This window comes from Aeromicrobium sp. Leaf245 (assembly GCF_942548115.1).
Classification (GTDB): Bacteria; Actinomycetota; Actinomycetes; order Propionibacteriales; family Nocardioidaceae; genus Aeromicrobium.
Window position 1 is genome coordinate 756,342 of record NZ_OW824151.1, and the last position, 15,217, is coordinate 771,558.

Consider the following 15,217-nt stretch of genomic DNA (forward strand, 5'->3'; position numbering starts at 1 on the left):
GGGCGCCGGGCCGGCGCGGTGCCGGCACGGCGGGAGGTAGGTGGCGCGCGTCGCCGGCGGTTCGGACGCAGGTGGCACGCAGGCACCGGCTCGGTATCCGCGCGCGCCCTACCTCCCGACGCGTGAGAGCGCGACCCTCCTACCGCCCGCGCGGGTCACCGCCCATGTGCCGGGTCCCGCGACGAGCAACCCCTGCTCGCTGCTGGTCAGTCGCGGTCGCCGTTCCCGTTGCCGTTCCCGTTGCCGCGGGGTGCGGGCTGCTGCTCGGTGTCGCGCCGCGTGGTCGTCGGGGCGTCGGCGCGGTCGTCGTCGTTGCTGCCGCCCGTGCTCCGCGCGGCCTGGCGCCGCGGCGGCGGGTCGAAGCGCTCGGGGCTCAGGTAGTCCTGAATCGTCCCCATGGCGTCCTTCCACATCGGACCAGACAGCGAGGAGCCGCCGGCCTGGGAGAAGCTCACGGGCGCGCCCTTGAGCGTGACGCCGACGAGGCTCGCCGGGTTGTCCTTGCTGTTGACGCCCGCGATCATCGACGCGGCGGCCAGCTCGGGCGTGTAGCCGACGTACCAGACGGCCTGGCTGCTGTTCGTGGTGCCGGTCTTGGCCGCGGAGTCGATGCCGAGCCCGGTGCCGTTCTGGAAGCCGAAGCCGCCGGGCTGCTGGAGGCCTCGCAGGATGTCGTTGACCTGGGCTGCGACGTCCTTGCTCATGACCCGCTCGCACTGCTCGGGGTACTTCTTGAGCGACTCGCCGTTGGCGTCGAGGACCTCGTTGACCGGGCGCGGGGCGCAGTACTCGCCACCCGACGCAGCCGCGGCGTAGGCGGCGGCCATGTCGAGGGTGCTGACCGACGTGACACCGAGGGTGAAGGACGGGACCTGGTTCGTCTCCGGCACCGTGATGCCCATCGACTCGGCCGCCTTGACCGTGTTGCAGAGGCCGGCGTCCTTCTCGAGCTGGGCGAAGTAGGTGTTCACCGACCGCCGGAGTCCCGTGACCATGTTGAAGGTGCCGGAGCCGGTGGAGTTCTTGACGTCCCACGTTCCGGTGCCGCGTCCCTCGCAGTCGTAGTAGGTCCCGGTGGGGATCTTCATCGTCTGGGGCGACCGGTACGACTTGGACGGAGGGATGCCGTCCTTCAGGGCCGCGATCGCGGTGAAGTACTTGAACGTCGAGCCGGCCTGGAAGCCGCCGGACTGGCCGTACTTGGCCGGCACGGAGAAGTTGAGGTAGGTCTGCCCGGCCTTCTTGTCGCGGCCCATCGGCTTGGACTGCGCGATGCCGCGCACGTTGCCGGTGCCGGGCTCGACGAGCGCGAGGGAGCCGATGGCCTTGTCCTTCGCGCCGACGCGGTTCTTGACGGCCTTGTTGATGGCCTTCTGCATGCGCACGTCGATGTTGGACTTGATGGTGAGCCCGCCGCGCTCGAGACGTGCCTGACGCTCCTGGACGGTGGCGCCGAGCGCCTCCTCGTCGAGCAGGTACTGGCGGATGTAGTCGCAGGAGAACGCGGCGACGGACTCCACGCAGCCGTTCGGGAAGCGCGTGAGCTTGAGGTCGAGCGGCGAGGCGATCAGCTCGTCGGCCTGGGACTGGGTGATCTTGCCCTGGGTGGCGAGGACCTGCAGCACGGTGTTGCGTCGCTGGAGGGCGCGCTCGGGGTAGACCCGCGGGTTGAACTCCTCGGGGTTCTTCACGAGGCCCGCGAGCGTGGCGGCCTGCTTGACCGTCAGCTGGTCGGGGGAGACCGAGAAGTAGTGGTACGCGGCGGCGTTGATGCCGTAGGCGCTGTCACCGAAGTACGCGATGTTCAGGTAGCGCTCGAGGATCTCCTTCTTGGTGTGGGACTCCTCGTAGTTGATCGCCAGCTTCAGCTCGCGCACCTTGCGGGCCGTGGACTTGGCGGTGGCCGCGCGGATCTGCTCCTTCGTGGTCGCCTGCTGCACCAGCGTCAGCTTGACCAGCTGCTGGGTGATCGTCGATCCGCCCTGGGTCTGGCCGTCCGACGCGTTGTTGACCAGGGCGCGCAGCGTGCCCTTGAGGTCGAGGGCGCCGTGCTCGTAGAACCGGTTGTCCTCGATGGAGATGATCGCGTTCTGCATCGTGCCCGCGATCTGGTCGAGCGGGACGTCCTGGCGGTTCTCCTCGTAGAAGTACGCCAGGAGGGTGCCGTCGGACGCGTAGAGGCGGGTGGTCTGCGGGTTGGGCACGTCGTCGAGCTCCAGTGGCAGCTCGACCACGTCGCGCGTGACGTCGTTGGCGGTGGCCGCCACGAACGCCGTGCCCGGGATGACCACGGCGGCCACGAGGACGCCCGCCGCGACGGCGAGCACGATCATGGTCCCCACGAGCGAGGCGCGGCTCGAGGTGGGGGGCGGCGTCTGGGCGATCCGCCGGACGTTGTCGGTGAGGTCGTCCCAAGGCATGTGGCCCAGGATACGGAACGTTCCTGAGGATCGCGGGACGCGACGTCGAGGGCGCCGTGGTCCCGGAAGGTCCTGGATTCGACAGGACCATAGTCCCTTAGGACTACTCATAGTTGGGCACGATGGGGTCTGCCACCCGAACCTGAACGCTCTTAGCGTTCTCTTTGTTAGAGAAACCTTGTCGGCCTCGGGGCCGACTCTCGGGAGGTTGATCACCATGGGGTGGAACCAGAACTGGGCCGGCCAGGCCGCGTGCCGTGGCAAGTCCGACGCACTGTTCGTCAAGGGCGCTGAGCAGAACCGCGCCAAGCAGGTCTGCGGCGGTTGCTCCGTCCGGGCCGAGTGCCTCGCGGAGGCGCTCGACAACCGGATCGAGTGGGGCGTCTGGGGCGGCATGACCGAGCGCGAGCGTCGTGCGCTGCTGCGTCGTCGGCCGAACGTGGCCACGTGGCGCAGCATCCTGCAGCAGACCGCCTGAGCACGGCCGTCTGAGCAGTACCGTCAGCTCGTAGCCGTCCGGCGTCCGAGCCTCGGCCCGGACGGGTGCGTCACCGCCCGGCGATGAGCTCGCCGATGCGTCGCAGGCCGTCGAGGTCGTGCACGTCGGTGGGGAGCGCGGCCACGGGCACCGTGGGCACCCTCGGGTGGCTGCCGGTGAACCGACGCTGCACCTTCTCCTCGCGCGCTGCGACCCGCTCGCGGTCGGCGTGCACGTCGAGCAGCTCGGCCACGGCCTCGTCGTAGGCGCCGGTCCCGGACTCGCGGAGTCGACCGGCCCCGCTCTCGGCGTCGGCCGCGGTCAGGCCGCCGGGCGCGCGCTCGTGCACCCGGTTGACGACCAGCCCGGCCAGCGGCATGTCCTCCTGGGCGAGCCGCTCCACGAAGTAGGCCGCCTCGCGCATCGCGTCCGGCTCGGGTGCGGCGACGACGAGGAACGCCGTGCCGTCGGCCTGCAGGAGCGAGTAGGTGGCCTCGGCGCGCTGGCGGAAGCCGCCGAACAGGGTGTCGAAGGCGGCCACGAACGTCTGCACGTCCGTGAGCACCTGGGCGCCGAGCACCTTGTTCAACGCGCTCGTGACGATGCCGAAGCCCGCGCTCAGCAGTCGTGCCGGACCCTTGGCGGGCGCGAGCAGCAGCTTGATGAACCGTCCGTCGAGCAGGCTCGACAGTCGCTCGGGGGCGTCCAGGAAGTCCAGCGCCGACCGCGAGGGGGGCGTGTCGACGACGATCAGGTCCCAGTCGGGCACCTCGGGATCGTCGCTCGCCGCTGCGTGCAGCTGGCCGAGCTTCTCCATGGCCATGTACTCCTGCGTGCCCGCGAACGAGCTCGACAGCGCCACGTAGAACGGGTTGGTCAGGATCTGCTGCGCCTTCTCGGCGGTGGCGTGCGCCTCCACGACCTCGTCGAAGGTCCGCTTCATGTCGAGCATCATGGCGTCGAGCGAGCCACCGGCCGACGTGTCGACGTCGGCGACGGGGCGTGGGGTGTTGTCGAGCTCGGTGAGCCCCATCGCCTGCGCGAGCCGCCGGGCGGGATCGATCGTCAGCACGCACACCCGTCGGCCCTGCTCGGCCGCGCGCAGCGCGAGCGCCGCCGACGTGGTGGTCTTGCCCACGCCGCCGGACCCGCAGCAGACGATGATCTGGACGGTGCGGTCCGCCAGCATCGCGTCGACGTCGACGCGGCCCGCCGCCGACCCGGGGAGGCCGCGGGCCGGCTGACGCGAGCGACGCTTCGCTGCGCCGCCCTTGGCGGTGGAGGAGGAGCGCCCGCTCATGCCGTGCCGCCCTTCAGGTCGATCGAGTCGTCGAGGATCCGGGCCAGCTCGAAGAGCGCGCCGTGGTCGACACCGTCGCCGAGCAGCGGAAGCTCGACGAGCGGACGCCCGCAGTCGCCGATGACCTCGCGCTGCTCCTCCTGGAGCTGCTGCCTCTCGACGTGCGCCCGCCCCTGGGCGAGGAGCGGTCCTGCGGCGTCGCCGGGCAGGGCCGCCGACTCCAGCGCCGCCGCGGCGGCTGCGTCGTCGAGGCTCCCCGACGCGAGCGCCTCGCGCGTGGGGGCGGTGATCAGCTCGGGGCGCACCAGGTTGAGCAGCACGTGCCCCACGGGCAGCCGGGCGCCCTGCAGCTCGGCGATGCCGTCGATCGTCTCCTGCACCGGCATCTCCTCGAGCACCGTCACGAGGTGCACGTGCGTCGACCGGGCGCGCATGAGCTGCATGATCGAGTCGGCCTGGCGCTTGATCGGCCCGACCTTGGCCAGGCCGGCCACCTCGCTGTTCACGTTGAGGAACCGGGTGATGCGGCCGGTGGGAGGTGCGTCCATGACGATCGCGTCGTAGCGGTCCGAGCCCTGCCGGCGGGCGGTCTCGTAGACCTTGCCCGTGAGCAGCACGTCGCGGACGCCGGGGGCGATGGTGGTCGCGAAGTCGATGATGCCGAACTTGTCGAGCGCCTTCCCGGCCCGGCCGAGCCGGTAGAACATCTGCAGGTACTCCAGCAGCGCGGCCTCGGGGTCGATCGCGAGCGCGTAGACCTCGCCGCCGTCGAGGCCGGACGCGATCTTGCGCTCCTCGTACGGCAGGGGCGCCACGTCGAAGAGCTGGGCGATGCCCTGGCGTCCCTCGACCTCGCACAGCAGCACGCGCCGCCCACGGCTGGCCAGGGCGGTGGCGAGGGCGGCGGCCACGGTGGTCTTGCCCGTCCCACCCTTGCCGGTGACGACGTGCAGCGGGGTCCAGACGGTCACGGGACGAGCCTACCGACGTCGTCGGAGGCGGCGAGCCGAATGGATCTCAGCGGCGCGAGGCGGGCCGGCGTGCGGTGCCGGTGCGACCAGTGGTCGTGGAGCCGCGCTTCGTCGTCGTGCGAGGTGCGGGCCTCGCGGCGCTCCGCGTGGCCGCAGCGGCGCGGGGCTTCGGCTGCGGCTTGGCGGCGCGGGTGGTCGCCGTCCGTCCGGACGGTGGGCGCCGGGTGGAGGTCGTGGCGGTGGTGCGCTTGGTCCCCGAGCGCGCGGCGGTCGTCCGTGCCCGTGCCCGTGACGGCGGCGGCGGGCTGACGAGGTGCACGACCACGTCGCGCAGGGCCAGCACCAGGTAGACCGCGGCGGCCACCGCGAGGAACCACGCCACCGGGTTGGCCAGCAGGAAGGTCGTGTCGGTGCCGGCCGGCGTGAGCGGCGGGAGCTCGGTGAGCTCGTCGCCGGTCAGCGAGAACACCTGCAGCAGGAACGGGACGATCTTGGCCACGCCGACGACGACGGCCGACACCACGAGGGCGCGGCCGATCCGTGTCGTGGGGAAGATCGACATGGTGTGACCTTTCCACGCGACCGGGTCTCCTGTCCTGGAAACGAGAAGGATATGCGGGCCGCCGCTCGCCCCCTCCCGAGAACGGCGCCGTCGCACCCGGACCGGTCGCGGCTAGAGTCGGGCGCATGACGCAGTGGGAGTACTTGACGGCACCGGTGCTGGTGCACGCGACCAAGCAGATCCTCGACAACTTCGGCCGGGACGGGTGGGAGCTCGTGCAGATCGTGCCGGGCATGAACCCCGAGAACCTGGTGGCCTACTTCAAGCGACCGGTCCAGTCGTGAGCGACGGCATCGAGCGGCGGATCGCCGACCTCGGGCTCACGCTGCCCGAGGTGGTGCCGCCGCTCGCTGCCTACGTCCCGGCGGTGCGGTCCGGGCAGCACGTGTTCACCGCCGGTCAGCTGCCGCTGGTCGACGGCGAGCTCGTCGCCAAGGGCAAGGTCGGTGGCGAGGTGTCGGCCGAGGAGGCACAGGACTGCGCGCGCCAGTGCGCCCTCAATGCGCTCGCCGCCGTGAAGTCCGTCGTCGGCTCGCTCGACGACGTCGTGCGGATCGTGAAGGTCACGGTGTTCGTGTCCAGCACGCCCGACTTCACGGGGCAGCCGGTCGTGGCCAACGGCGCGAGCGAGCTGCTCGGCGACGTGTTCGGCGAGGCCGGCGTGCACGCACGCAGCGCGGTGGGCGTGCCGGTGCTGCCGATCGACGCACCGGTGGAGGTCGAGCTCGTGGTCGAGGTCGGCTGACCGTGCGGGTGCCCATGCCGGCGTCGTTCCGTGACCGCGTGGCGACGTGGGACGGCACGGCCGCGCCGACGCGCGACGCCGCGACCATCGCGTTGCTGAGGCCCAGTGCCGGTGGTCCCGAGACCTACCTCCTGCGGCGCCAGGCGTCGATGGCCTTCGCGCCGGGCATGTACGTCTTCCCCGGCGGTGGGCTCCAGGAGTCCGACCGCGAGGTCGTCGGCTGGGCGGGGCCGACGTCGAGCCAGTGGGGCGACCGGCTGGGGTGCGACCCCGACACGGCGCGGGCGCTGGTGGTGGCCGCGGTGCGCGAGACCTTCGAGGAGTCCGGGATCCTGTTCGCCGGCACCGACGCCGGGTCGGTCGTGGCCGACACGTCCTCCCCGGAGCTGCAGAAGGCCCGGCTCGACCTCGACGCCGGCGAGCTGAGCTTCGGCGACTTCCTGGGCAGCCGAGGTCTGGTGCTCCGCTCGGACCTGCTCGGCGCGTGGGCGCACTGGATCACCCCGGCCTTCGAGCCACGTCGGTACGACACCCGGTTCTTCGTCGCGGCCGTCCCGCGGGGGCAGAGCGTGGGCACCTTGCCCGGTGAGGCCGACCGCGCGGTGTGGGCCCCGATCGCGTCGGTCCTCGAGAAGGTCAAGGCGGGGGAGGCGGCCATGCTGCCGCCGACCTGGATCACCTGCCGCGAGCTGGTGCGGGTCGACCCCGCCGGCGTCGTGGACGAGGCCGCGTCGCGCGAGATCCGGCCCATCGAGCCGAAGCTGGTGAACGTCGACGGGGAGTGGTTCCTCGACAACCCGATCGAGGAGGAGACCCATGGCTGACGCTGTGACGGTGACCGAGCGTGCGTCGGTCGTGCGGGCCGACAACCCGGGCATCATGACGCTCGAGGGCACCAACACGTGGATCCTGCGGGAGCCCGGCGCCGCCCGGTCGGTCGTCGTCGACCCCGGCCCCGACGACGCGGCCCACCTCGACGCCGTGCTCGAGGTCGCCGGCGAGGTGGCCCTCGTCCTGTACACGCACCACCACGGCGACCACACCGATGCCTTCGCCACGTTCGGCGAGCGGACCGGGGCGCCGGCGCGTGCGGTGTCCGAGCGGTTCTGCTCGGACGCGCCGCCCCTCGTCGACGGCGAGGAGATCGACGTCGACGGCCTGCGCCTGGAGGTGGTGCCGACGCCGGGCCACACCCGCGACTCCGCCTGCCTGCGCCTGCTCGACGAGCCGTCGGTGCTCACCGGTGACACGGTCCTGGGGCGCGGCACCACCGTGGTGGCCCACCCCGACGGCGCCCTCGGGCCCTACCTCGACTCCCTCGCCAAGCTGCGCCAGCTGGTCGAGGAGGGCACCGCCGGTCGCCTCCTGCCCGGCCACGGACCTGTCGTGGACGACGCCGCCGCGGTGCTCGACCAGTACGTCGACCACCGGCAGGAACGCCTGGACCAGGTGCGCGCCGCGGTCGAGGCCGGTCGCACGACCCCGCGCGCCGTCGTCGAGCACGTCTACGCCGACGTCGACCCCGTCCTGTGGGACGCCGCCGAGCTCAGCGTCCGCGCCCAGCTGGAGTACCTGCAGGAGGCCTGACCCGTCCCTCCGTCTCGGACACTTCCGGGTGACTCAGCAGGTCGCGAACGCCCCGCACGTGTCCGGGACGGGAGCACGTCGTCGGCCGGGGAGGCATGCGAACGGGGCACCTCCCGGGTGGGAGGTGCCCCGTTCGACGGGCGAGGTGCGTCAGCGGCGCGACTTCGCGGCGCGGGCGCGCTCGGAGGCGTTCAGGATCACCTTGCGGATGCGCACGTGGGTGGGGGTGACCTCCACGCACTCGTCCTCACGGCAGAACTCCAGGCACTGCTCGAGCGACAGGCGCTTCGGCGGGATGACCTTCTCGAAGTTGTCCGACGTCGCCGAGCGGATGTTGGTCTGCTTCTTCTCCTTGGTGATGTTGACGTCCATGTCGTCGTCACGGGAGTTCTCGCCGACGATCATGCCCTCGTAGACCTCGGTGGCGGGCTCGACGAACAGCACGCCGCGCTCCTGCAGGTTGGTCATCGCGAACGAGGTGACCGCACCGGCCCGGTCGGCCACGAGCGAGCCCGACGGGCGGGTCGAGATCTCGCCGAACCAGGGCTCGTAGCCCTCGGAGATGTGGTGAGCGATGCCGGTGCCGCGGGTGTCGGTGAGGAACTCCGTGCGGAAGCCGATCAGGCCGCGGGCGGGGACCAGGAACTCCATGCGGACCCAGCCGGTGCCGTGGTTGATCATCTGCTCCATGCGGCCCTTGCGGACGGCCAGCAGCTGCGTGATGGTGCCGAGGTACTCCTCGGGCGCGTCGATGGTCAGGCGCTCGACGGGCTCGTGCAGCTTGCCGTCGATCTCCTTGGTGACCACCTGCGGCTTGCCGACGGTGAGCTCGTAGCCCTCGCGCCGCATCTGCTCGACGAGGATCGCGAGGGCCAGCTCGCCACGACCCTGCACCTCCCACGCGTCGGGGCGGTCGGTGGGCAGCACGCGGATCGACACGTTGCCGATGAGCTCGGCGTCGAGACGGTCCTTGACGAGGCGGGCCGTGACCTTCGTGCCCTTCTCGCGGCCGGCGAGCGGCGACTGGTTGGTGCCGATCGTCATGGAGATGGCCGGCTCGTCGACGTGGATCAGCGGCAGGGCGACCGGGTTCTCCGGGTCGGCCAGCGTCTCGCCGATGTTGATGCTCGCCATGCCGGCGATGGCGACGATGTCGCCCGGACCGGCGGACTCGCCGGGCTTGCGCTCGAGCGCCTCGGTGATGAGCAGCTCGGTGACCTTGACCCGCTCGACCGAGCCGTCGCGCTTCATCCACGCGACCTGCTGGCCCTTCTTGAGCGTGCCCTCCTTGACGCGGACCAGCGCGAGGCGGCCGAGGAAGGGCGAGGAGTCGAGGTTCGTGACGTGCGCCTGCAGCGGCGCGCCCTCGGTGTACTCGGGGGCCGGCACGGCGTCCATGATCGTCTGGAACAGCGGGACCAGGTTCTCGTTGTCGGGCAGGCCGCCGTCGTCGGGCTTGTTCAGCGAGGCACGACCGGCGCGGGCCGACGCGTAGACGACGGGGAAGTCGAGGGCGTCGTCACCGGCGTCCTCGGGCAGCAGGTCGAGGAACAGCTCGTAGGTCTCGTCGACGACCTCGGCGATGCGCGAGTCGGGACGGTCGACCTTGTTGACCACGAGGATGACCGGCATCTTCGCGGCGAGCGCCTTGCGCAGCACGAAGCGCGTCTGGGGCAGTGGGCCCTCGGACGCGTCGACGAGCAGGACCACGGCGTCGACCATGGACAGGCCGCGCTCGACCTCACCACCGAAGTCGGCGTGGCCGGGGGTGTCGATGATGTTGATCGTCACGCCGCCCTCAGGAGCACCGGGGCCCGCGTAGCGGACGGCGGTGTTCTTCGCGAGGATCGTGATGCCCTTCTCGCGCTCGAGGTCGCCGGAGTCCATGACCCGGTCGGTGACCTCCTGGTGGTCGGTGTAGGCACCCTGCTGCTGGAGCATGGCGTCGACGAGGGTGGTCTTGCCGTGGTCGACGTGGGCGACGATCGCGACGTTGCGCAGATCGAGACGGGTGGACATGCAGGGAGTTCCTCGCGCTGGATGACAGGGGAGCCGGGGCCGGCTGAGGCCGGAGGGCCCCCAGAAGTCTAGTCGGCCGGTGGACGTGCTCCTGCCACATGGCGGCACCAGCGTCGAAACTAGATGCAGATCACAATCATCGCGTGATCACAATGGTTGCATGTGCGTTAGCATCTTCCGGTGACCATCGAACGCGGAGCGGTGCACGAGCGCCTGGAGGCGTTCGTCCAGAGACTCATGAGCTGTGTGCACTCCGAGGGCCTCGACCAGCTCGTCGAGCTCGACCTCTCCATGACGCAGGCGCGAGCGATGTTCACCGTCGCCCACGCCGACCGCCCCCTCGCGATCAACGAGATCGCGACAGCCATCGGACTCTCGGTGGCTGCCTCAGGTCGCACCGTCGACCAGCTCGTCAAGCTCGGCGCCCTCGAGCGCCACGAGAGTCCGGAGGACCGTCGGGTGAAGCTCGTGGGCCTCACCAAGCACGGCTTCGACTTCGTGGACGAGCAGATGGAGCACAAGCGTCGGGCCCTGCGCGTCGTCGCGGACCGGCTCGACCCCCAGCACGCCGAAGACCTGCACAGGATCCTCGGCCAGATCCTCGCGAGCGACGCCTTGCGACTGCCAGAGAAGGAAGACCATGTCTGACCAGACCGCCGTCGGTGCGGCACCCTCCATCCCGGACGACGACCGCATCACCCCGGACATCCTGAAGATCGCCGGTGTCGTCGTCCTCGGCGCCATCATGTCGATCCTCGACATCACCGTCGTGAACGTGGCCCTGCCGACGTTCCAGGAGGCGTTCGACGTCTCCGAGCTGTCCACCGTCGCGTGGTCCGTGACCGGCTACACGCTGGCGCTCGCCGCGGTCATCCCGCTCACGGGCTGGGCGGCCGACCGCTTCGGAACCAAGCGCCTCTACATGGCCGCGATCGGCCTGTTCACCATCGGCTCGGTGCTGTGCGCCACGGCCTGGAGCATCGAGTCGCTCGTGGCCTTCCGCGTCCTCCAGGGCCTCGGCGGCGGCATGCTGATGCCGCTGGGCATGACGATCATGACCCGGGCCGCCGGCCCGCACCGCATGGGGCGCCTCATGGCCATCCTGGGCATCCCGATGCTCCTCGGCCCGATCATGGGTCCGATCCTCGGCGGCTGGCTCATCGAGATCGCCTCGTGGCACTGGATCTTCCTGATCAACCTGCCCCTCGGCCTCGCGGCGCTCGTCTACGCGCAGATCATCCTGCCGAAGGACGAGGCCGAGCCGAGCGAGTCGTTCGACTTCATCGGGATGCTGCTGATGTCCCCGGGCCTCGCGCTCTTCCTGTTCGGTGTCTCCTCGATCCCCGAGACCGGCACCGTGGAGTCGACCCGGGTGCTCGTGCCTGCGATCGTCGGCGCCCTGTTGATCATCGGTTTCGTCTTCTGGGCCTTCCGGCCGAAGCACCCGCTGCTCGACCTGCGGCTGTTCAAGGACCGCAACCTCGCGGTCTCGACGATCACCATGTTCCTGTTCGTCGGTGCGTTCTTCGGTGCGCTGCTGCTGGTGCCGACCTACTTCCAGCAGGTTCGTGGCGAGAGCGTCCTCAAGGCCGGCCTCCTCGTGGCGCCGCAGGGACTGGGCGCCATGCTGACCATGCCGATCGCCGGCACCCTGGTCGACAGGATGCCGATCGGCCGGATCGTGCCGTTCGGCTTCGTCGGCATCATCGTCGGTGTCGTGGGACTCGCGACGAGCACGGATCCGAACACCCCGCTGTGGCACATCATGGGCTGGTTGTTCGTCATGGGCCTCGGCATGGGTGGCACGATGATGCCGATCTTCACCTCCGCGCTCAAGACGCTCAAGGCGCACGACGTGGCCCGCGGCTCCACGCTCATCAACGTGGTGCAGCAGGTGGCCAGCTCCATCGGCGTCGCCATCATGACGGTGCTGCTGACCAACGGGTTCAAGGACTCCGCCGCGGTCACGGCCGGCCAGGCGATCGGCGAGGCCGAGCGGACCGGCACCCCACCGCCGCAGGAGGCCCTGGAGGTCGCCCAACGGCTCGGCGACGGGTTCCAGGCCACCGTCCTGCAGGACATGGCCGACGCGTTCCACAGCACCTACCTCGTGGCGCTCGCGCTCATCGTCGTGGCGCTCGTGCCGGTCGCGTTCATGCCGCGCAAGCGCGAGGAGTCCAAGCTCCTCGCCGACGAGGACCGGCCTCCGGTCGTCGTGCACTGACACCCGCCGCATGCGCAGCGACCCCCGACACCTCGAGGTGTCGGGGGTCGCTGCGTGTCGGGGGTCGCAGCTCTCAGGAGGTCCGGTGCACCTTGTGCTGCGACGCCTGCGCGATCGGCTTGACGACCACGAGGTCGACGTTCACGTGCTGCGGTCGGGTGGCGATCCACGCCACCACGTCGGCCACGTCGTCGGCCGTGAGCGGCTCGTCGACACCGGCGTACACGGCCTCCGCCCGCTCGGCGTCGCCGTCGAACCGCGTGAGCGCGAACTCCTCGGTGCGCACCATCCCGGGGGCGACCTCGCACACGCGCACGGGACGGCCCAGGAGCTCGAGGCGGAGCGTCTCGGTCATCACCGCGACCCCGTGCTTGGCCGCCGTGTACCCGCCGCCGCCCTCGTAGGCGATGCGCCCGGCGGTGGACCCGACGTTGAGGATGGTGCCGGCGCCGCTGGCCTCGAGCGCGGGGAGCAGGGCCCGGGTGACCTGCAGGGTGCCGATCACGTTGATCTCGTACATGCGCCGCCAGTCCTCGGCGTCGGCGTGCTCCACGGGGTCCAGGCCCAGGGCGCCACCGGCGTTGTTGACGAGCAGGCTCACCGCGGGACCCGCGGCCTCGGCGAGCGCTCGCACCTGCTCGGCATCGGTCACGTCGCAGGGCACGGCGATGCCGTCGATCTCGGCGGCGAGGGCCTGGATGCGATCGGCGCGGCGCGCGGCGCAGACGACGCGGTAGCCCGCGGCTGCGAGGTGCCGTGCGCTCGCGGCGCCGATGCCGCTGCTGGCGCCGGTGACGACGGCGACGGGACGGCCAACCTGCTGGGACGGGGCGGGACTCTGCTCGACCATGACGCCATCGTCGCACCGGTGTCGACGTCGACGGCGCGCCCCTCTCGCTGCGGAGGTGGGCGGGGAGCGTCAAGATGGTCCGGTGACGACCTCCCGCCGACCCCGCCGCGTGGCCATGCTCTCGGCGCACACGTCGCCCCTGGAGCAGCCGGGCAGCGGCGACGCCGGCGGGATGAACGTCTACGTGCTCGAGCTGGCCCGTCGCCTCGCCCGGCGCGGCGTCGAGGTCGAGGTGTTCACGCGGGCCACGTCGCGACACCTCCCGCCCGTGGTCGAGGCCGCGCCCGGTGTGGTGGTGCGGCACGTGACGGCCGGACCGTTCGAGGGACTCACCAAGGACGACCTGCCCAGCCAGCTGTGCGGCTTCGTGCGCGACGTCCTGCGGGCCGAGGTCGTGGCCGGCCCCGACCACTTCGACCTCGTCCACAGCCACTACTGGCTGTCCGGCCAGGTCGGGACGGTCGCGGCCGAGCGATGGGACGTGCCGCTCGTGCACACGATGCACACGATGGCGAAGGTCAAGAACGCCCACCTCGCCGAGGGCGACCGGGCCGAGCCGATCGGCCGCGTCGCGGGCGAGGAGGAGATCGTGCGCATCGCGGACCGGCTGGTGGCCAACACGCAGGAGGAGCGGCGCGAGCTCGTCGACCTGTACGGTGCCGCGCCGGACCGGGTCGACGTCGTCCATCCCGGGGTCGACCTCGAGGTGTTCCGCAGCGGGCGCCGCGACGAGTCCCGCACGCTTCTCGGCCTTCCCGACGGCGCCGCGGTGCTGCTCTTCGCCGGCCGCATCCAGCCGTTGAAGGCTCCCGACGTGGTGCTGCGCGCGGCTGCCGTCATGATCGATCGCGACCCGGCGCTGCGGGAGCGGCTCCAGGTGGTGGTCGTCGGCGGTGCCTCGGGCAGCGGGCTGGATCGTCCGACCTCTCTCGTCGAGCTGGCAGACGACCTCGGGATCGCCGACGTCGTCCGGCTGGAGCCGGCGGTCACCCAGGCGGAGCTGGCCGGCTGGTACGCCGCCGCCGACGTGGTCTGCGTGCCGTCGTACAACGAGTCGTTCGGGCTCGTCGCGATCGAGGCCCAGGCCTGCGGCACCCCGGTCGTCGCCGCGCGCGTCGGGGGTCTGTCGACGGCGGTCGCCGACGGCGTGAGCGGTGTGCTGGTCGACGGCCACGACCCGCGGGACTACGCCGACGCGCTGCACCCGCTGCTCACCGACCGGGCCCATCGCGACGCCCTGGGCCAGAAGGCGGTGGCGCACGCGACGGGCTTCGGCTGGGACGCGACCGTCGACCGGGTGCTGGAGGTCTACGCCCGGGCCTTCGACGAGCGGGCCGGCGACAACGGGACGACGAAGGACGCGTGAGGACATGAGCGCCGACCTGACGACCGACCAGCGCCAGGCGCTCGAGGTGATCCTCGACGCGGTGGCCTCAGCCGGGCTCGACCACGTGCGGCACGGCCTCACCGTGGTCGAGGTCGACCTGCCGGGGGAGCGCAAGCTCAAGACCACGACGCGCCTCGACGTCGGCCGGCACACGCTGGGCGTGCACGCCTTCGTCGCGCGCAACCCCGACGAGAACCACGAGGGCGTCTACCGCTGGCTGCTCGAGCGCAACCTCAAGCTGTACGGCGTCGCGTTCGCCATCGACTCCGCGGGCGACGTCTACCTCGACGGCCGGCTGCCGCTGCACTCGGTCACGGCCGACGAGGTCGACCGTCTCCTCGGCGCCGTGCTCTCGGCGTCGGACGACTCGTTCAACACGATCCTCGAGCTCGGCTTCGCCTCGTCCATCCGCAAGGAGTGGGCGTGGCGCGAGTCCCGCGGCGAGTCGACGGCCAACCTGGCCGCCTTCGAGCACCTGCGCCCGAAGGACTGACGGGCGGTTCGTCGGGCGGCGTCGGTCGGGTGGGCCCTCGCTTGCTGCTGCGTCGTTCGGCCGGGCCTTCGCCTGCTGCTGCGGCGGTCGATCGGGCTCTCGCTCGCTGCCGCGTCGCTGTGGCTGAGAGTCGCGGTGGCGTCCGAAAGGGCCTCGACCGGCTGAGGGGTCCGGTGTCGGG

General features: G+C 71.3%; 15 protein-coding genes. 9 read left to right on the top strand and 6 right to left on the bottom strand.

Annotated features, from left to right (window positions below):
* Positions 1 to 206: 206 nt before the first annotated feature.
* A complete protein-coding gene (locus NBW76_RS03730) occupies positions 207 to 2,420 on the bottom strand; it encodes a transglycosylase domain-containing protein (RefSeq protein ID WP_056556376.1) in 2,214 nt (737 codons plus the stop codon).
* Between the two features lie 217 nt (positions 2,421 to 2,637).
* Between NBW76_RS03730 and NBW76_RS03735 the strand changes: the two genes are divergently transcribed.
* Entirely contained in the window at positions 2,638 to 2,898 is a 261-nt protein-coding gene (locus NBW76_RS03735; protein ID WP_055963184.1) for a WhiB family transcriptional regulator, read from the top strand.
* Positions 2,899 to 2,968: 70 nt separating this feature from the next.
* Here the strand turns inward: NBW76_RS03735 and NBW76_RS03740 are convergent, their stop codons facing one another.
* From NBW76_RS03740 to NBW76_RS03750, 3 genes are read right to left on the bottom strand one after another with little or no spacing between them, the layout of a single operon-like run.
* Positions 2,969 to 4,198: an ArsA family ATPase gene (locus NBW76_RS03740; RefSeq protein ID WP_082482041.1), complete on the bottom strand. Its 1,230-nt coding sequence runs from the start codon at positions 4,196 to 4,198 to the stop codon at positions 2,969 to 2,971.
* Positions 4,195 to 5,169: an ArsA-related P-loop ATPase gene (locus tag NBW76_RS03745; protein ID WP_056556373.1), complete on the bottom strand. Its 975-nt coding sequence runs from the start codon at positions 5,167 to 5,169 to the stop codon at positions 4,195 to 4,197. Before NBW76_RS03745 ends, NBW76_RS03740 begins: the two co-directional genes overlap by 4 nt.
* Before the next feature lie 46 nt (positions 5,170 to 5,215).
* Entirely contained in the window at positions 5,216 to 5,731 is a 516-nt protein-coding gene (locus tag NBW76_RS03750) for a hypothetical protein (RefSeq protein WP_056556370.1), read from the bottom strand.
* 125 nt (positions 5,732 to 5,856) lie between these two features.
* Here NBW76_RS03750 and NBW76_RS03755 point away from each other — a divergent pair, with 125 nt between their 5' ends.
* Genes NBW76_RS03755 through NBW76_RS03770 form a run of 4 tightly spaced genes read left to right on the top strand, consistent with a single transcriptional unit; the run spans position 5,857 to position 8,063 of the window.
* Entirely contained in the window at positions 5,857 to 6,015 is a 159-nt protein-coding gene (locus NBW76_RS03755; RefSeq protein ID WP_144433633.1) for a DUF4177 domain-containing protein, read from the top strand.
* Positions 6,012 to 6,476, top strand: coding sequence for a RidA family protein (locus NBW76_RS03760; protein ID WP_055963192.1), 465 nt, complete (start codon positions 6,012 to 6,014; stop codon positions 6,474 to 6,476). The genes NBW76_RS03755 and NBW76_RS03760 overlap by 4 nt, the downstream gene beginning before the upstream one ends.
* Before the next feature lie 38 nt (positions 6,477 to 6,514).
* Positions 6,515 to 7,300, top strand: coding sequence for an NUDIX hydrolase (locus NBW76_RS03765; RefSeq protein ID WP_156364876.1), 786 nt, complete (start codon positions 6,515 to 6,517; stop codon positions 7,298 to 7,300).
* Positions 7,293 to 8,063, top strand: coding sequence for an MBL fold metallo-hydrolase (locus tag NBW76_RS03770; protein WP_056556367.1), 771 nt, complete (start codon positions 7,293 to 7,295; stop codon positions 8,061 to 8,063). Before NBW76_RS03765 ends, NBW76_RS03770 begins: the two co-directional genes overlap by 8 nt.
* A gap of 150 nt (positions 8,064 to 8,213) precedes the next feature.
* On the opposite strand, the gene typA is transcribed toward NBW76_RS03770, so the two are convergent.
* Positions 8,214 to 10,082 carry a translational GTPase TypA gene (typA, locus tag NBW76_RS03775; protein ID WP_055963196.1) on the bottom strand — a complete coding sequence of 623 codons (1,869 nt, stop codon included), beginning with the start codon at positions 10,080 to 10,082 and terminating at the stop codon, positions 8,214 to 8,216.
* Positions 10,083 to 10,262: 180 nt separating this feature from the next.
* Here typA and NBW76_RS03780 point away from each other — a divergent pair, with 180 nt between their 5' ends.
* Positions 10,263 to 10,730 (top strand): MarR family winged helix-turn-helix transcriptional regulator, encoded by a 468-nt coding sequence (locus NBW76_RS03780; RefSeq protein WP_056556364.1) that lies wholly within the window; start codon positions 10,263 to 10,265, stop codon positions 10,728 to 10,730.
* Positions 10,723 to 12,306 (top strand): DHA2 family efflux MFS transporter permease subunit, encoded by a 1,584-nt coding sequence (locus NBW76_RS03785; RefSeq protein WP_055963204.1) that lies wholly within the window; start codon positions 10,723 to 10,725, stop codon positions 12,304 to 12,306. The genes NBW76_RS03780 and NBW76_RS03785 overlap by 8 nt, the downstream gene beginning before the upstream one ends.
* 73 nt (positions 12,307 to 12,379) lie before the next feature.
* Here NBW76_RS03785 and NBW76_RS03790 read toward each other — a convergent pair whose 3' ends face one another.
* Positions 12,380 to 13,156 (bottom strand): SDR family NAD(P)-dependent oxidoreductase, encoded by a 777-nt coding sequence (locus NBW76_RS03790; protein WP_055963209.1) that lies wholly within the window; start codon positions 13,154 to 13,156, stop codon positions 12,380 to 12,382.
* A gap of 115 nt (positions 13,157 to 13,271) precedes the next feature.
* On the opposite strand from NBW76_RS03790, the gene mshA reads away from it, so the two are divergent.
* Together mshA and NBW76_RS03800 are read left to right on the top strand one after the other, a co-directional pair.
* Positions 13,272 to 14,522 (top strand): D-inositol-3-phosphate glycosyltransferase, encoded by a 1,251-nt coding sequence (gene mshA, locus NBW76_RS03795; RefSeq protein ID WP_056557200.1) that lies wholly within the window; start codon positions 13,272 to 13,274, stop codon positions 14,520 to 14,522.
* Positions 14,523 to 14,526: 4 nt separating this feature from the next.
* The gene (locus NBW76_RS03800) at positions 14,527 to 15,036 is read left to right on the top strand and encodes a YbjN domain-containing protein (RefSeq protein WP_082482039.1); all 510 of its coding nucleotides are present in this window, start codon (positions 14,527 to 14,529) and stop codon (positions 15,034 to 15,036) included.
* The last annotated feature ends 181 nt before the right edge of the window (positions 15,037 to 15,217 follow it).